General features: G+C 53.5%; 17 protein-coding genes. 7 read left to right on the top strand and 10 right to left on the bottom strand.

The features are described 5' to 3' along the window. Positions 1-77 precede the first annotated feature (77 nt). The gene (locus RHI63_RS11750; RefSeq protein WP_225901580.1) at positions 78-992 is read left to right on the top strand and encodes a cell division protein FtsQ/DivIB; all 915 of its coding nucleotides are present in this window, start codon (positions 78-80) and stop codon (positions 990-992) included. A 49-nt stretch (positions 993-1,041) separates the two neighbouring features. Beyond that, positions 1,042-1,773 carry a peptidylprolyl isomerase gene (locus RHI63_RS11745; protein WP_206200313.1) on the top strand — a complete coding sequence of 244 codons (732 nt, stop codon included), beginning with the start codon at positions 1,042-1,044 and terminating at the stop codon, positions 1,771-1,773. On the opposite strand, the gene RHI63_RS11740 is transcribed toward RHI63_RS11745, so the two are convergent. Next, on the bottom strand, positions 1,733-2,269 hold the full coding sequence (locus RHI63_RS11740) for a DUF2062 domain-containing protein (protein WP_206200312.1): 537 nt from the start codon (positions 2,267-2,269) through the stop codon (positions 1,733-1,735). The genes RHI63_RS11745 and RHI63_RS11740 overlap by 41 nt on opposite strands. A 78-nt stretch (positions 2,270-2,347) precedes the next feature. Then, the gene (locus RHI63_RS11735) at positions 2,348-3,559 is read right to left on the bottom strand and encodes an MFS transporter (RefSeq protein ID WP_206200311.1); all 1,212 of its coding nucleotides are present in this window, start codon (positions 3,557-3,559) and stop codon (positions 2,348-2,350) included. Positions 3,560-3,868: 309 nt separating this feature from the next. Here RHI63_RS11735 and RHI63_RS11730 point away from each other — a divergent pair, with 309 nt between their 5' ends. Then, entirely contained in the window at positions 3,869-5,272 is a 1,404-nt protein-coding gene (locus RHI63_RS11730; protein ID WP_206200310.1) for a BCD family MFS transporter, read from the top strand. 6 nt (positions 5,273-5,278) lie between these two features. On the opposite strand, the gene RHI63_RS11725 is transcribed toward RHI63_RS11730, so the two are convergent. Further along, entirely contained in the window at positions 5,279-6,529 is a 1,251-nt protein-coding gene (locus tag RHI63_RS11725) for a hypothetical protein (protein ID WP_206200309.1), read from the bottom strand. Between the two features lie 296 nt (positions 6,530-6,825). Further along, the gene (locus RHI63_RS11720; protein ID WP_149819669.1) at positions 6,826-7,230 is read right to left on the bottom strand and encodes a hypothetical protein; all 405 of its coding nucleotides are present in this window, start codon (positions 7,228-7,230) and stop codon (positions 6,826-6,828) included. Positions 7,231-7,369: 139 nt separating this feature from the next. On the opposite strand from RHI63_RS11720, the gene RHI63_RS11715 reads away from it, so the two are divergent. The 3 genes from RHI63_RS11715 to cobA all read left to right on the top strand — a co-directional run bounded on the left by RHI63_RS11715 (position 7,370) and on the right by cobA (position 9,362). Then, positions 7,370-7,810, top strand: a complete 441-nt coding sequence (locus tag RHI63_RS11715) for a DUF29 domain-containing protein (protein ID WP_206200308.1) — start codon at positions 7,370-7,372, stop codon at positions 7,808-7,810. Positions 7,811-7,899: 89 nt separating this feature from the next. Continuing rightward, the gene (locus RHI63_RS11710) at positions 7,900-8,541 is read left to right on the top strand and encodes an L-threonylcarbamoyladenylate synthase (protein ID WP_206200307.1); all 642 of its coding nucleotides are present in this window, start codon (positions 7,900-7,902) and stop codon (positions 8,539-8,541) included. 53 nt (positions 8,542-8,594) lie between these two features. After that, positions 8,595-9,362, top strand: a complete 768-nt coding sequence (gene cobA / locus RHI63_RS11705; protein WP_206200306.1) for a uroporphyrinogen-III C-methyltransferase — start codon at positions 8,595-8,597, stop codon at positions 9,360-9,362. Here cobA and RHI63_RS11700 read toward each other — a convergent pair. Together RHI63_RS11700 and RHI63_RS11695 are read right to left on the bottom strand one after the other, a co-directional pair. Continuing rightward, a complete protein-coding gene (locus RHI63_RS11700) occupies positions 9,336-11,216 on the bottom strand; it encodes a chloride channel protein (RefSeq protein WP_310821621.1) in 1,881 nt (626 codons plus the stop codon). The genes cobA and RHI63_RS11700 overlap by 27 nt on opposite strands. 77 nt (positions 11,217-11,293) lie before the next feature. Next, on the bottom strand, positions 11,294-11,974 hold the full coding sequence (locus RHI63_RS11695; protein ID WP_399375820.1) for an NnrU family protein: 681 nt from the start codon (positions 11,972-11,974) through the stop codon (positions 11,294-11,296). A 175-nt stretch (positions 11,975-12,149) separates the two neighbouring features. On the opposite strand from RHI63_RS11695, the gene RHI63_RS11690 reads away from it, so the two are divergent. Next, positions 12,150-13,184, top strand: a complete 1,035-nt coding sequence (locus RHI63_RS11690; protein WP_206200304.1) for an AI-2E family transporter — start codon at positions 12,150-12,152, stop codon at positions 13,182-13,184. A 160-nt stretch (positions 13,185-13,344) separates the two neighbouring features. Here the strand turns inward: RHI63_RS11690 and RHI63_RS11685 are convergent, their stop codons facing one another. The 4 genes from RHI63_RS11685 to RHI63_RS11670 form a co-directional block, all read right to left on the bottom strand. Beyond that, positions 13,345-13,533 (bottom strand): nucleotidyltransferase substrate binding protein, encoded by a 189-nt coding sequence (locus RHI63_RS11685; protein WP_206200303.1) that lies wholly within the window; start codon positions 13,531-13,533, stop codon positions 13,345-13,347. A 3-nt stretch (positions 13,534-13,536) separates the two neighbouring features. Continuing rightward, positions 13,537-14,193 (bottom strand): Uma2 family endonuclease, encoded by a 657-nt coding sequence (locus RHI63_RS11680; RefSeq protein ID WP_302678363.1) that lies wholly within the window; start codon positions 14,191-14,193, stop codon positions 13,537-13,539. Between the two features lie 79 nt (positions 14,194-14,272). Continuing rightward, entirely contained in the window at positions 14,273-15,298 is a 1,026-nt protein-coding gene (gene purM / locus RHI63_RS11675) for a phosphoribosylformylglycinamidine cyclo-ligase (protein WP_302678362.1), read from the bottom strand. Further along, entirely contained in the window at positions 15,298-15,792 is a 495-nt protein-coding gene (locus RHI63_RS11670) for a low molecular weight protein-tyrosine-phosphatase (RefSeq protein WP_206200300.1), read from the bottom strand. Before RHI63_RS11670 ends, purM begins: the two co-directional genes overlap by 1 nt. Positions 15,793-15,799 lie beyond the last annotated feature (7 nt).

The raw sequence follows: 15,799 nt of genomic DNA, 5'->3' as shown, positions 1-15,799 counted from the left end.
GCGTATCTTATCACCAAGTAATGACAGCCCGTGCAGGATCCTAAGTTCCAATTTTCCTCAAGACTGAGGCCGTGGCCATGGTAAATCCCACCCCTCAGGGGACAACGGCTCATGATGCCATTCGGGAACGGCGCCGCCAATTGCAAAGTAAACGCCGCTGGCGGCAACTGGCAGGGCTTTGGCGTACCAGTGTCCTCTTGACCTTAACAGGGGGACTGGTTTGGGGACTGACGCTGCCGGACTGGGTTATCCGCCGCCCGGAGCAAGTGGTGATTCGCGGCAATCAACTGCTGAAAACGGAAGCGTTGCAGGCACAATTGCCCCTTGAGTATCCGGAGTCACTGCTGCGTTTGCGGCCACAGGAGATCATTCATGCCTTAGAAACGACGCTGCCTCTGCAACGGGTGACGATCGCCCGCCAACTCTTTCCGCCGACACTGATTGTCGAAGTCCAAGAACGCAAGCCTGTCGCAGTCGCCACCTGCAATCAATGCTGGGTAATGAGTGCAACCGGGCAGCTGCAAGGGCCTGCCAGTCGCTGGTTGGTGGATGGCCTCGGATTTGTTGCCCCGCTGAGTAGCTATCAAGCCAGTGCCGTGAAGCCAATGCCCACACTCCAATTGCAGGGGTATTTTGTACCCGTTAAGGATGCACCGCGCCCGCAGACAATGGCCATCGATCGCGATCGCCAGCAGCAGTGGCAGCAAATTCACCAGATTCTCCAGCAGCAGGATTTACCGATTACGGGTTTAGATTGGCGCAATGAACAGAATCTAATTGTCCAAACCCCCCTCGCGCCGGTTCATCTTGGGGTGGTGCAGTGGCATAGTCCCACATTGAAGAAACAACTCAGTGCCCTAGCCAGCCTCAAGCAGTTACCTCAGTACTTGGATCCCCGCCAAATGGTCTTTATTGACTTGGTGAACCCCGATGAACCCTTAGTGCAACTGCGGCAACAACCAACACAGCAACCCCTTCCCCGCAGTCATTAGGGCGCAAGGGCACGGCATAATAGAACGGTTAGCTTGGAGTGGCTGGTCAATGAAACCCCTGAAGTTCGGCACAAGATTGCCCCGATTTCTGCCACAGTTGGTGATGGTGCTCGGTGTGCTTCTGCTGGTGAGTTGCGCGTCACTCTCCTCAGTGGCTGACACCAGTTCAATTCCAGGAGCACAAAGCCCAACCCCTATGGCCAATTTACCTCGACTCAATGGCGATGCAACGGTTGTACTGACAGTCAACGATCGCCCGATTACGATTCAAGTGAAGGGGGATGCTGCCCCGATTACCGCTGGCAATTTTGTGGATTTAGTGCAGCGGGGAGTCTATGATGGCACGATTTTTCACCGTGTGGTTCGTGAACCCCGACCCTTTGTGGTTCAAGGCGGGGATCCCCAGAGCAAAGACCCCAGTGTGTCGCCGCAACTCTACGGCACGGGTTCATTCATTGACCCCGCGACCAATCGCCCCCGCTACATTCCCCTAGAAATTCTCGGTCAGGGCAGTGACACCCCCACCTATAGCCAAGCGGGCAAAGTCTCACCCGTTCTCAATCATACGCGCGGTGCGGTGGCCATGGCGCGATCGCAACTCCCCGATTCGGCCTCAGCCCAGTTTTATATTGCCCTTGATCAACTGGATTTTCTGGATGGCAATTATGCCGTCTTTGGCTATGTCACCGATGGTATGGACGTGGTGGACAGGATCCAACAGGGCGATCGCCTGCAATCCGCTAAGGTTGTGGCCGGTTTAGAAAATTTACAGCAGCCATAGCAGAACGCCGCCGAAAGCGTTGTCGCAGGGTGGGTAGCAGTCGCAAACACAGGGCGTAGGTGAGGAGTCCGGCAACCACGCCCACCCAAACACTGCCAAAAATCAGAATCGTTGCCATTTGCCCCCCCTGTTCGAGGAGCTTTTCCCAAGATTGCCACTCACCAAAAGATAGGGCAGGCTGCCCCATCAGCCACCAACCCACCTGAAAGTTAAACCAAAACAGGGGGACATAGGTGAAGGGGTTGCTCACCCAAGTGGCAAGGGCAGCCAAGGGCTTGTTGCCGCGCACAAGGAGGGCCACCGTGACGGCAATAAGTATTTGCCCCCCAAACAGGGGCAGCATGCCAGCAAAGACCCCTGCCCCAAGGCCACGGGCAATACTCTCAGTGCTACTGTGGGAGCGCATCAAGCGCAAATAGTGATAGCGGAGCGATCGTCGCCAAGCATGGAGCCAACGGGGCTGTCGAGAAGGCTGAGGAAAAGACAACCGCATCATAGGTGAGCGTCGAGAGGGTTCAAAGGTTGAAAAAATGGGCGAATAAAGGTCTTTGCTTAGCAGTTTGACATATTTTGCTTAGAGAGTGCTAGGGGTCGCATCCTTGGGCTTGCCCAATCCCAGCGCCAAAAAGCCAAGGGCGATCGCCATCATCACACTGCTTTGCCAAGCGGGCGCCACCCCACCCCAGCGATCGAAGACCCACCCTGCCCATGCCGGTCCAGCAATCCCCGCCACACTTTGGAGTGATTGGCTAGCGCCAATAATTTTCCCCTGATCTTGATCTCGCACCCGATTGGAGATCACCCCTCGCAGCGAGGGCAACATGATTCCCACGCCAAAGGCCAAACCCACCACACACCCATAAAGCAAGGGCGCACTAAAGCCGCCCGCACTGGGCACCGCCGCAATCCCCAACAAGGCCAAGGCCACTAGGAGCAATCCCCCCAAGCTCAAGCGCTGCTCACCAAAGCGAGGAATCAATGAGCGAATCAAGCCCGCCTGCACAATCGTACTCACCACGCCAATAATCACAAAAATGATCCCCGCTTGGGCAGGTCCCCAACTCAATTGCCGCTTCAAGAAGAGGACGAAGATACTGGTAAAGCCAGCAAAGGCAAAGTTGAAAATAAAGAAGGCCATGAGTAAGGCTTGGAGGGTGCGTTGATTGAATAGCTCCAACCACTGTTGCTGCAAGGCAAAGCTCTTTAGGGTCAGGGGCGATCGCTGGGCTGCGGGCAATGACTCTGGCAAGATGAAATAGGCCAAGATGACATTCACCAGTGCCAAGCCCGCTGCAAACCAAATCGGCAACTTGAGATCAATGGCTGCTAGACTGCCGCCAATGGCCGGCCCAAAAATGAAGCCAATGCCAAAGGCTGCCCCCGTTAAACCAAAGTTCTTAGCCCGATCTGCTGGAGCAGAGGTGTCAGCAATATAGGCCTGAGCCGTTGAAACCACGCCCCCCGTGAGACCATCAATAATCCGCGAGACAAAGAGCAGCCAAGGAACCGTCGCCACAGCAAAGAGAATGTAGGACAGGGCCGTACCGGCAATGCAAATCAGCAACACCGGGCGACGTCCCCAATGATCCGAGAGGGCACCCAAAAGGGGAGCAGCAATGAATTGGGCAGCAGCAAAGGCAGAAAATAACAGCGTCAAGCTCAACGCATCAAAGTTAAATCGCTCCACGAGGAAGGGCAAAATGGGGAAAATCAGACTCTCACCCAAACGGTCGATGACAATTGTGAGTAAAACAATGAATAATGGTGAGCGTAGGTTGATCCCCATTGATGTGATACGTCCTCAACTGATGGATGCCTGCCCTGTACGGTTTTGACCCCCAGAAAAAGGCAGTACAATAAAAGACTACAACTTAACACAATACAGTCCTTTTCCCATCGATTGGACACAGCCCAAAACATCCTACTGATGAGGTGATGCCACCCATGTCTGCTTATACGGAATCTTTGAAGCGATCGCTCTTTTTGACACTGATTGCCCTAGTTGTATCATTGACGATTTCCTTCTTGATGGCAATCTAAATTTGCCCTGAAAATCATTTATCATCTTCTATCAGTGATGTGAGTTGAGTGAGGTATGGCCACTCGTTCTGCCGCTGCACCCCCGCCGCTGCCCCTGTGGGTCATGTTTCGCTTGGGTCTGTTTCAGATGGCACTGGGGATGATGTCGATTCTGGTGTTGGGGGTGCTCAACCGCATCCTGATTAAAGAACTGGCGGTGCCGGCCACATTGGTGACGCTGACGATCGCCATGCATCAATTTGTCTCACCGGTGCGCGTGTGGTTTGGTCAGCTCTCCGATGCCCATCCCATTGGCGGCTATCATCGCACGGGGTATGTCTGGGGTGGGGCTTTGGCCTTTACGTTGGTCACCTACGCGATTGTTCAAGTGATCTGGCAGGTGGGGCAGAGTTTAGATCAAGCGGGCTGGAGTCTCATCACCCAAGGGTGGATTGGCCTATTGGGATTGCTCTTTGCCGCCTATGGCATTTGTGTCAGTAGTAGCTCGACCCCCTTTGCTGCCCTGCTCGTGGATGTCTCCGAAGAGGAAGATCGGGGCAAATTGGTGGGCATTGTCTGGTCCATGTTGACCGTGGGCATTGTGGCGGGTGCCATTCTCAGTAGTGTGCTGCTGCGGCAGTTGGAGCTAGACCCCCCCATTGAACTGCTACAACAAAGTGTTAATCGCCTCTTTTTGGTGGTTTTGACGGTGGTCTTTGCCCTCGCGATCGCCAGCACGTGGGGGGTTGAGGCCAAGTATTCCCGCTACCATGTGCGCAGCCGTGCCTGTGACAATCCGGAAAACATTACCCTTGGTCGCGCCCTGAAAATTCTCACGGCCAACTCCCAAACGTGGCGCTTTTTTCTCTTCCTTGTCCTGATGACCCTGAGTTTATTTATTCAGGAACCGATTCTGGAACCCTTTGGCGGTGAAGTTTTTGGCATGACGATCGCCGAAACCACCCGCTTGAATGCCTACTGGGGCATGGGTACCCTTGTGGGTCTAAGTTTCACCGGATTTTTGATTGTGCCCCGCCTCGGCAAGATCCGCACCACCACCTATGGCTGTTGGGGGGTGGCCTTGATGTTCTTGCTCTTGATCATCTCAGGCGTCACGCAGCAGGTGTGGCTCTTTCAGTTGCAACTCTTTCTCTTTGGCATTGCCGCTGGGGTGACAACAACGGGTGCCCTCAGTCTCATGCTGGACTTAACGGCGGCGGAAACAGCGGGGACATTTATTGGCGCTTGGGGCTTAGCGCAGGCTATTGCCCGGGGATCAGCGACTGTTGTCGGCGGAACGGCCCTTGATATTGGGCGTCAACTGTTTGGCGTGCCGATCCTCGCCTATGGATTTGTCTTTTGTCTGCCGATGCTGGGAATGCTGGCCGCTGTCTTGCTTCTGAAACGAGTGGATGTCAGTCAATTTCGCCAACAATCTCAGGTGGCGATCGCCAAGGTCTTGGCTGAGGACTTGGAATAGAGTCACCTACCAGCGGGCAAAGAAGGAAAAATCCAACTTACCAAAGTGGGTGACATGGGCGATATTAAAATGCTCTAGGCAATTCACCAGCCAGCGTACCTTGCCGCGACTAAAGGACTGATAGTGGTTAAACAGGATCGCAAAGCGTTTTTCAAGGTAGGGTTTTACTTTCTTGCTGAGGAGCACAACCTTGAGCAATAAGCCAATCGTTGCCGCCGTGCCGATGGTATTGAGCAAGTCAACAAAAACCAGATGGTTAGGATTTTGGGCGCTATCCACCACTAAGTAGTTGAGGGTCTGGCTACAGGTGCGCACAATCGTAAATTCATTCAGAGGTTGTGGCTGCTGAAAGAGGGGCAGCGTTTCCAAATACTGGTAAAAGCGCTGGCGAAAGCGACTCCGCCCCACATCCGCTGTGGTGTCCGTCAAGTAGTGAAAGAAGGCATCCCGAAAGTCGCGGGTGGATTTCAGGCGTTGCAGCCGCTGTCCAAATTGACTGGCCAAGTCGCGATAGGTGTGGCGGCCATCCACCTTACCGACAAAATGTTGAATCGAGGTTCTGACTTCCTCAGCAGAGAGCAACGTAGGATTTTTCACCAGTGGGATATTGTTATGCCCCTGAGCACGGCGAAACTCACTCGTGAGGTATTGACTCAGGTTCATTTCAAACTGCTGAGTGGCCTTTTGCTGAAAGTCTTGAATGTAGCGCAGGTCTTCGGGTGTCGTGTCATCGCCCACCAAGCAGTGGTTATAGAGATAGGGATAGCGGCGAATTAAGGTAGCAAGGGGGCGATCGCTATTTTGCTGAATCTGTGAAACGTCTTGGGCATCTTCTTGCAGAAATTGCACCATGCGCTGGAGCTTCTGAAAGGCTTCACTCTCTAAATAATCCTTGAGGAGCAGCCGCAGCTTACGCACAATCGGTGCCCGGCTCAGACCCCCCGCCGGCATCGCCACAGGCGTTTGCAGCATAGCCAGAAATTCGGGAACTGCCCCTTGGAGCAAAGGACGCGACTGCCAGCGGTTAATCAAAATGTGGCAGCAGCGGTTCATAAAGGGACGAAAATTATCTGCCACCCGTGCCCCCGTCACAATCCGATCCATCACTTCTTGAATCTGGCGATCGGGATAGGTATAGCCCATGAGAAAAAGGGCACGAAACCGCTCAATGACTTGCTGTGGACTCTCGTGCTGCACGCATTCCAGCAAGTGTTCATAAATCAGTTGGTAGTCGTTTGTCTTTATCCAAGTATTCATAGGGGATAATGCGCTCCTAAGCCACGCCGCTACCGACCGTGCTGGAATTCAGGGGCACAATTGAGAGGGTCTAACATACCTGCATCATAGAAGGCAACATATCGTTAACTGGTGATCGAAAGCACGTTTTTCCCGTGATCCTAATCACAAGAATGACTTAGGTACCTTTGATCGCTGACTAGCGCAAACACCCTACTACTTTTTGATGATAAACAACAAGACAATCAATTGACAACCGACGATAAAAATTGGTGCCAAGTTCTCTCCTCATAAAGAGTTTTTAGGCTTCGCGAGCATTAGCGCCCCTGATACCCCGAAAGCTGAGCTAGACCCTCTAGGGGATAGACCCCCTCATAGCGTTTACCGTTGATTTCCCATGTGGGGTAGGCACGGATATTGGCCTGCTTGCACAGTTCTGGCTGGCCATTGGTACCGCGGGCATCGCACTCAATATAGTTGATACTTTTGAAAGCGCTGCCAAAGAGTTCTTTTTGCTTCATGCAAGCGGGACACCAGTAGGCACCGTACATCTTGGCATTGATTTTCTTGAGGTGGTTCGCCAGCCCTTGGGGGGAAATGGTCTGACTGGTTCCCTGCGCCATGACCATATCGGGAGAGTGCAAAACAGGTAAACGGGGCACAAGGGCGATCGCCAGCCCCACACCCAAGCCAAACAGGAGATAGCGCAAGGAGTTTTTCATTGAGAACCATCCACTAACCGAATCTAGTGTACTGTACTCCACATAGTGCTAGAGCTAAAGACCGCGAGTACCGTCTTGTAGTTCCGCTATTCTGAAAATTGCATCTAAGAATCATGCTGGCACGCCTTATCTAGGAACAATGAAGCAGCAGTACGACCAAGATTACAGTGCGTGGATTGCAGAAACAGTGGCATTATTGCGAGAAGGACGATGGCAAGAGTTGGATCTGCCCCATCTCATTGCTGAGGTAGAGGACTTGGGCAAAAGTGAACGGCGCGCCATCAATAGCCAGTTAACTCGTCTGCTGCTACACCTCTTAAAGTGGCAATATCAACCCCAGCGCCGATCCGATAGTTGGTTGGATTCGATCACGGATGCCCGCACTCAAATTGAGCTGACCATAGCTGATAGTCCGAGCTTGCGGGATTATCCGGCCAGCCAACTTGCCATAAACTATGAACGCGCTCGCCGCCAAGCAGCAGAGCAAACGGGTTTACCGCTGAGCACCTTTCCTGAAACCTGCCCTTATCCCCTAGAGAGGGTTTTGACCCAGAATTGGCTCCCCGAAACGGACACTTAGCTCAAAACACTAGATGAGGTGCATTCGCCCGTGCTATTGCCGTTAAACTAAAACTACGTTATAGCGGCAGTGCCCTTGCGGATCTTTGAATGGCAGCGATTTTTGAGCTTCATCCGGTTAACCCCCAGCCCCGCACGATCGCCCAAATTGTTGAGGCCCTCAAGGAAGGGGCAGTCATGCTCTACCCCACGGATACCGTCTATGCCATTGGCTGCGACATGAACCACAAAGGAGCGGTGCAACGGGTACGCCAACTCAAGCAACTCTCCAACGATAAACCCGTCACTTTTTTGTGCTCTTCCCTCTCCAACATTGCCCAGTATGCCTATGTCAGCAATGCCGCTTATCGCCTCATGCGTCGCCTGATCCCAGGCCCCTACACCTTTTTGCTCCCCGCTACCAAACTGGTGCCCCGCCTTGTCCAAAATCCCAAACGCAAAACCACAGGGATTCGCGTACCTGACCACGTTGTGAGCCAAGCGCTGTTGACCGCCTTGGGGAATCCGATTATTTCCACCTCAGCACGACTGCCCGACGACGAGACGTATTACGTGAATACCGCAGATCTCTTCGATGCCTTTGACAAACGGGTGGATTTAATTATTGATACCGGCGAACCCCCCGGACAGCAAATGTCGAGTATCCTTGATCTCACCGTTGACCCCCCGCTACTGGTACGCAAGGGACAAGGGTGGGAAGCGCTGCCAGCAGAACTGGTGACTGTTGAGTGAGCCACTCCAGCTTTTCAGCAGATAGAAACCGTTATACAAGGTTTGATTCAAGAATGAGTTCATCGCAATTAATTGGCAAAGTATATTTAGTGGGCGCAGGTCCCGGCGATGTGGGGCTACTGACGGTGCGTGCCAAGACGCTACTGGAGTGGGCGGATGTGGTGCTCTACGATGCGCTGATTAGCCCCGAAATTCTTAACTTGATCAACCCCGAAGCGGAAAAAATTCATGTGGGCAAGCGGCGGGGCAACCATACCCTCTCCCAAGCAGAGATTTGTCGCCTGTTGATTGACTTGGCTCAGCGCCATGCGGTGATTGTGCGCCTCAAGGGGGGTGATCCCTTTGTCTTTGGCCGAGGGGGTGAAGAGTGTCTTGCCCTTGTCGAGGCTGGCATTACTGTCGAAGTGGTGCCGGGGGTCACCAGTGGGGTGGCTGCACCTGCCTATGCGCACATTCCCCTCACCCATCGGGATTTTAGTTCTTCGGTGGTTTTTGTCACGGGCCATGAGGCTGCTGGTCGCTATCAACCGCGTGTAAATTGGTCGGCTCTGGCTACGGCGGTGGATACGATTGTGATTTACATGGGACTCCATCATCTGCGGGAAATTGTGCCGCAACTCCTGGCAGGGGGGCGATCGCCCCAGACGCCCTTGGCCTTTATTGAATCAGGGACAACACCGCAGCAACGGGTGGTGGTGACAACCCTAGAGCGAGCGATCGCCACCTATGACGAGGCACAGATTCAAACGCCTGTCTTGATTGTGATTGGTGAGGTCATTCACCTGCGCTGCCAGCTAATGGGAGGTCTCCACCAGATCTGAAACAGCGGGTTCTAGGGGCAGCGACAGCATCGCCTGCTCCAAATAGGGCAAAAGCTTACGTCGCGTTTGATCCAGAGAATAGGCAAGGCGGATATTCTCTCTGGTGAGCAGTCCCAAAACCCGTTGCGGATTGTTGCGATCGACCACGGGCAACTGCCTTAAATCCCGCGCTGCCATGCGATCGAGGGCGTCCTTCAGGGGTTCATCCCCATAGGCCAGTAACAAGTCTCGCGTACAGACACTCCCCACCATTTGCGTTTGATAGGCGGTTGTTTCCTGATCCGCTTCCCAACGGGTCAGCACCCGATTAATATCCCCAAGGGTGACCAACCCCATCAAGTCCTGCTGACTATCGGTCACAAAGGCGCAGTAGGCTTTTTTTTCAATCAGTTGCAAGCCAGCTTCAACCACAGGCATTGCTTCGCTAAGAAACAGCACCTCCGATTGCATGGCTTCCGCCACAGAAAGATTGGGGGGACTTTCCTCCTGCTCCTCCTTCTGGGTCTGAGCGCTGGGTGCCAATGCGGGCAGTTCGCCCCGTTTTTGAACACTCAAACTATTCACCAACCAGACACTTAAGCCCACCGCTGCCATCAAGGGCAAAATAATGCGGTAGTCCCGCGTCATTTCAAACAGCAGCAAAATAGCTGTTAAGGGAGCATTGACACTTGCCGCGAGGACAGTTGCCATTCCCACTGTGGCATAGGCTGCTGGTGCAGCAATACTGTTGGCAAACATGGGTAGCAGGATCGGCAACACCTTACCGTAGGCAGCTCCTAGAGAAGCCCCCAGAAATAGGGCTGGTGCAAAGATGCCCCCCACCAAGCCACTGCCAAGACTCACTGCTGTCAGTACCATTTTGGCTAGCAGCAATACCAACAACAAACCAAGGGAGAGGTTCACGTCCCTGAGAATTGCTTCCACCGTTTCATAGCCAATGCCCAGCACTTGCGGTAAATGCAGAGCCACAAGGCCAACGCAGAGGCCACCCACTAGGGGACGCAGCGCTAGGGGAATACGACCTAAAAACTGCATGGGTGGAATCTTCCCCTGAAAGACTTGGGGGAGCCACTGAAGTAACTGGGTATAGACAATGGCAACGCCGTAGGCCAACAGTCCTAAGCCCAAATACAAGGGCAACTCAAGGGAACTGCGCACCTCATAGGTGGGCAAATCAAAGGCGGGTTGTGCCCCCAAGCCAATTTGGGTAATCAGGGCAGAAATCACAGCAGCCAAAAGCACCACACTCACAGCCGTTGTTTCAAACGTGGTGCCCAATACCACCTCTAGGGCAAAGAACACGCCAGCGATCGGGGCATTGAAGCCTGCTGCCAACCCTGCCGCCGCCCCTGCACCGAGGAGCAACTTTTGCCGTTCTCGGGAAACCTTCAGCGCTTGACCCAAGAGAATGCCGATGTTGGCACCCACTTCCACACTGGGGCCTTCTGGACCAAGGGACGCACCTGTACCAAGGGAAATCGCCGCCGCAAGGGTTTTGGCAATGGGGCGAATGAAGGGAATTTCCTTGCCTGCTTCTACAGCACCCATCAATGACATCAGGTTGGGACTAAACTCTTGGACAAACCAGCGGATGATCCCCACCAGCAAGCCTCCCAAGGCCGGAACGCAGGCCAGTGTCCAAGCGCCCCATCGACCAATAAGCCCCATCAAGTCTTCAAGGGCCATGTGATGAATTGTCTCAATCAGGTAACGAAACAGCAGCACACTCAGCCCTGCACTACCGCCAATGAGTACTGCCAAGACCAGTACGACGGTTTCCGGGGGCGGTTGTAATTGATTGAAAAGACGAGTGAGGCGAGATTCAGCAGCAAAAAGGGGGGAGAGGGAGGACACTGGTGGAAAAAATTTGCCTGAAACGGGATAGCTCTAACTTAATTATGCGCAATTATGCGCAATTTCCAGGGGAGACGCTAAAAGGGCAAGAGTTGCGGTGTCACACGGTAAAAGTAGGGATGCAGCCACCACAGCAAGGCGACAAAGATGGCTACTCCCCCATAGGCGGGGCGCAAAAATTCTTGCCACATCAGTTGTTGCTTGCCCTGCCAAATGGCTTTGAAGGGAATGATTGAGGTGCGGGCTTTCAGGGCAGTAAACGCTTCTCCATGCCGTGCGTACCAGCGGCGATCGCCATGCCAAACTCCAAAGCAGTGATGGGCAATCAGCCCAAGGGAGGTCAGCAGTGTAAAGGACGTGCCCAACCACAGCGTATGCGCCACACACCAGATCACCTGTCCCCATAACTGCGGGTGGCGGGTAATGCGAATAATGCCCGTTTCGTAGAGGTGCACTTCTGGCTTTTGTACAGCGGCAATCTCTAGCAAGTTAAATGTGGCCGGATAAAGAAAGAGAAACGAGATCGCCGATAGCCCCCACACGAGCGCCCCCATCCCCGGTACCCCTTGGAGTTGCCACAGTTGCACGCCATCGTAGCGATGGGCCAAAAAGTAGAGAATCAAGATTGTCGCTAAGGGTAGACTCACTAAGGCAAAAAAAATGCGATAAAGGCGGGCACCGACGCGCTTTTCTGCCCAAGGACGTAAGCTTGCCAATCCACTGTGGGCGATCGCAAACAAGAGCAATAACCCCACCATGATCCACTGCGAACTGGTTTGCCAACTGTGCTGATCCACGCCGATCTACTCCGTACGATTAAAACCCCATCCCATGATCCCAAAGGGTCAGACGCTTTGTAAAGTAATGTAACTAAGCCGCAAAACGCAGCCTATGAGCTATAGTCAAGGCGTTGAGGGCATCCGACATCAATCTATGTTCAATTGGCTCGATCGCCTCGAAAACCACCGTCTACTGCGCCTGCTGCTGCTCTTTGCTCTTGGCTGGATTGGCGTGCAACTTTTGCACTACTTTGCCTACGTCTTACTGATGTTTCTTTTTGCAGCCATTCTGGCGTTTTTACTCAACTATCCCGTGGGCTGGCTCAAGCGTTACTTGCCCCATGGTTTGGCGGTTACCATTGTGTTTCTCGGGACATTGGCAATTCTAATCGGCTTGGGGATTACCCTTGGGTTGGCGATCATTGGCCAGTTGCAGGACTTGATCACCAATTTGCCCAGCCAAATTGATCTGTGGATTGACTCCCTTGAGAGGATGCAGCAGTTTCTGGCGCGATGGAATCTAGACATCAATTTCCAGCAACTGGAGTCAGAATTACGCAACTTTGCCCTTGCGGGTCTGCAGTTTGGTTTTGGCAAGTTGCAGTCTGTCTTTGCGCTGTTGCTCAGCGGCATTATTCTGGCTGTGATTACCTTCTTTATGCTGCTGGAGGGGGAGCGGCTATGGCAGTACCTACTGAGTTTTTTGCCTGATCCGTGGCGCGATCGCGTGCCCCAAGCCTTAGAGCGGAACTTTTTGGGCTTCTTTAGTGGCCGTTTGCTTCTCTCTCTCTTCTTTGGTACCGCCACATTCCTTGTCTTGCTGGTGTTACGTGCCCCCTATGCCCTTGCCCTTGGGGCGATCGCCGGTGGCTTGGATCTCATTCCAGGGATTGGCTCAACGATGGGCATTTCCCTCATCTGCTTGATCCTGCTGCCCAAGAGTATTGCCCTGAGTGTACAAGTGCTGATTAGCTGTATTCTGCTGCAACAGGTGGAAGAAAATATTCTCATGCCCCGTGTCATGCGCAACACCGTCAACCTGAATCCAGTGGTTTTATTTTTTTCCCTCCTAGTAGGGGCAACAGTCGCAGGAATTGTCGGTATTTTCCTTGCCATTCCGATGACGGGGACGATCGTCAGTTTGCTAGATCTCAAAGCCTTACAGGCAAGCAGTACAGGCAAGCAGTGAGGCTGCTCCGAAATCCTCGCAGGGCAAACGCATACTCAGGCAGTAGCAAGGAGATGAGCGAGATAGTCATCGTCCCATCCTGCTCTCAAACGTTTTGCCTTGACGCTGACCTTTACAAAGGTGTCCTGACGCATTCACAGTTATTGTGCTGGATAATATCTCATTCTTGATTGGAATAGCTATAGTCCCTGAGCAAGTTCCACGCCAGTTCAAACGTGTACTCAAATCCTTGAATCACTCCCTGCTTTTCTATATTGCTCAAGGGGCGAGTACGGCACAGTTCCACCCTTTCCTGAAGCCTCTGAAACGCTTTTTTATAACTCTTGAGTCGCCACTGCCAGCGTTCCATGATCTATCCTTCACTGAGGGGGTGATCACTTCTTGTTGACAACCCCTGTTGCAATGTGAGCATCACCTTTTTCATATCCCCTTGTAAAAGGGCCGGCAAGTTCAGCCAGAGGCCGGCAAATTCCTGACTACGCAGCACTCCCTCGCGATCGGGCTGTTGTTGAACGTAGCTCCCCTGCTCGCGGTGATACCAGTAAAAGGCCTGTTCTGAGACCACCCACACCAGATATTCCTTGACGCCAAAGCGGCAATAGAGGTCTTTCTTGTCGTGGAGATCGTAGGCGGCACTGCTAGAGGCAATTTCAATCACTAACTCCGGTGCCCCTTCGATGTAGTCATCGGCACTAATGCGTGATTGTCCCCCCGCCGATTCTTCGAGGCGCAATAGCACATCAGGTTGCACTTCATTGCTGTCATCCAGCCGTACAGTAGCATTGTCACACATCATCAAACTGGGCATCAGTGTCGCATAGGTACCCAGCCACACAACCATGTGTCCGTGAGGTTGAGCGTGCTTTCTTACTCTAATTGGGGAGGCCACAAACACGACTCCATTGATGAGTTCCGCTTTTTTGATGTGGGGAGAGTGCTCATAGCGGTATTCAAATTCCTCGCGGGTTAGGCGATCGCCACTTTCAAGGGTGAGGAGAGGAGCCGTCATTTTTCGCAACCGTCCGTGATAGCAGCCAGCACCTTTATTCTAGGCGTCAGCGAAATGGTGAATGGTACATGCGCATCAACTAAGCAGGAGGTAATCCCAGTACCTCACTGGTGCCCGCAACAACGGTGCCAATTGGCCAACTCTCAACCCCCCACTCGGCAAAGCAGGCCTGCGCCGCTGCAACCGCTGACGGCGGTAAAACCACGGTGTACCCAATCCCCATATTGAAAGTGTTGAAAAGTTCGCCCAAACTGACCCCTCCCATTTCCCCTAGCCAGTGGAAGAGTGGCGGAATTGGCCAAGCCTGAGGATCCAGTTGTGCGGATTGCCCTTGACCCAAGCAGCGGGGCAAATTTTCCGGCAGACCACCGCCGGTGATGTGAGCCATGCCGTGGATGGGAATCCCTTGCGCCAAAGCAGCACGAATGGGTTGGACATAGAGGCGCGTCGGTTCTAAGCACAGCTCGCCAAGGGGGGTGGAGCCAAGGGGGGTATCCTGCCAACTGAGCTGGCGATCGCTAACAATTTTACGCACCAAACTAAAGCCATTGCTGTGCAGCCCAGAACTGGCCAATCCCAAGACCACATCCCCCACCTGCACCTGCGTGCCATCCAGCACCTGATCCTGCTCAACGACACCAACACAGAACCCCGCAAGGTCATAGACCCCTTCGGCATAGAATCCCGGCATTTCCGCTGTCTCCCCCCCCAAGAGGGCACAACCCGCCGCTTCACACCCTTGGGCAATACCCGCCACCACAGCGGTCATCATCTCTGGCGCCAGACGACCACAGGCAATGTAGTCCAAGAAAAAGAGCGGCTCAGCACCACAGGTGAGGACATCGTTGACGCACATGGCCACCAGATCAATGCCAACCGTATCGTGGCGATCGAGGGCTTGAGCCAGTTTTAGCTTCGTGCCCACTCCATCAGTTCCCGACACCAAAAGGGGTTGACGATAGCCCTTGGGAATTTGACATAGCCCAGCAAAGCCTCCCAGTCGTCCCACTACTTCCGGTCGTTGGGTGCGCTGCACCAAGGGGCGAATCTGCTCGACAAAGGCACGGCCAGCGGCCACATCTACACCGGCACTGCGGTAGTCCATCAATGCTGCTCCTGTAGTTGGGGGTAGTGAGCCTTGAGATACTCTAGGAGGCCTTCACAGGCATCGGTGAGCAGATCCAACACCTTCTCAAACCCCTGACGGCCACCGTAGTAGGGGTCGGGCACTTCCCTCGCGTCGTGGTGACGGCAAAAATCACACATTAACCGCACTTTATCGCGGTATTTCCCTTCGGGGTCAAGGCGCAAGATATCATAGTAGTTTTCCCGATCCATCGCCAAAATCAGATCAAATTCCTCAAAGTCGGCGGCATGAAATTGGCGTGCTCGATGGGTCAAGTGCAGTCCCCGTTGCCGTGCCGTCATTACCATGCGGGCATCCGGTGGATCGCCAACGTGAAAGTTGCTGGTGCCGGCAGAGTCACACTGAATCTCATACTCTAAACCTGCCTTTTTGATCAGATCTTGCATGATCCCTTCGGCAGCAGGGGAGCGACAGATATTACCAAGACAAACAAAAAGAAGACGGATGGGCATAGGACAT

It is taken from the genome of Thermosynechococcus sp. GLH187, from assembly GCF_031583395.1.
Classification (GTDB): Bacteria; Cyanobacteriota; Cyanobacteriia; order Thermosynechococcales; family Thermosynechococcaceae; genus Thermosynechococcus.
This window is presented reverse-complemented; position numbering and strand designations above follow the sequence as displayed.

Bases quoted from the DNA above. Each gene is read 5' to 3' on its own strand.
- RHI63_RS11750 (WP_225901580.1), top strand. From the start codon at position 78: ATGGTAAATCCCACCCCTCAGGGGACAACGGCTCATGATGCCATTCGG.
- RHI63_RS11745 (WP_206200313.1), top strand. From the start codon at position 1,042: ATGAAACCCCTGAAGTTCGGCACAAGATTGCCCCGATTTCTGCCACAG.
- RHI63_RS11740 (WP_206200312.1), bottom strand. From the start codon at position 2,269: ATGATGCGGTTGTCTTTTCCTCAGCCTTCTCGACAGCCCCGTTGGCTC.
- RHI63_RS11735 (WP_206200311.1), bottom strand. From the start codon at position 3,559: ATGGGGATCAACCTACGCTCACCATTATTCATTGTTTTACTCACAATT.
- RHI63_RS11730 (WP_206200310.1), top strand. From the start codon at position 3,869: ATGGCCACTCGTTCTGCCGCTGCACCCCCGCCGCTGCCCCTGTGGGTC.
- RHI63_RS11725 (WP_206200309.1), bottom strand. From the start codon at position 6,529: ATGAATACTTGGATAAAGACAAACGACTACCAACTGATTTATGAACAC.
- RHI63_RS11720 (WP_149819669.1), bottom strand. From the start codon at position 7,230: ATGAAAAACTCCTTGCGCTATCTCCTGTTTGGCTTGGGTGTGGGGCTG.
- RHI63_RS11715 (WP_206200308.1), top strand. From the start codon at position 7,370: ATGAAGCAGCAGTACGACCAAGATTACAGTGCGTGGATTGCAGAAACA.
- RHI63_RS11710 (WP_206200307.1), top strand. From the start codon at position 7,900: ATGGCAGCGATTTTTGAGCTTCATCCGGTTAACCCCCAGCCCCGCACG.
- cobA (WP_206200306.1), top strand. From the start codon at position 8,595: ATGAGTTCATCGCAATTAATTGGCAAAGTATATTTAGTGGGCGCAGGT.
- RHI63_RS11695 (WP_399375820.1), bottom strand. From the start codon at position 11,974: ATGGTGGGGTTATTGCTCTTGTTTGCGATCGCCCACAGTGGATTGGCA.
- RHI63_RS11690 (WP_206200304.1), top strand. From the start codon at position 12,150: ATGTTCAATTGGCTCGATCGCCTCGAAAACCACCGTCTACTGCGCCTG.
- RHI63_RS11685 (WP_206200303.1), bottom strand. From the start codon at position 13,533: ATGGAACGCTGGCAGTGGCGACTCAAGAGTTATAAAAAAGCGTTTCAG.
- RHI63_RS11680 (WP_302678363.1), bottom strand. From the start codon at position 14,193: ATGACGGCTCCTCTCCTCACCCTTGAAAGTGGCGATCGCCTAACCCGC.
- purM (WP_302678362.1), bottom strand. From the start codon at position 15,298: ATGGACTACCGCAGTGCCGGTGTAGATGTGGCCGCTGGCCGTGCCTTT.
- RHI63_RS11670 (WP_206200300.1), bottom strand. From the start codon at position 15,792: ATGCCCATCCGTCTTCTTTTTGTTTGTCTTGGTAATATCTGTCGCTCC.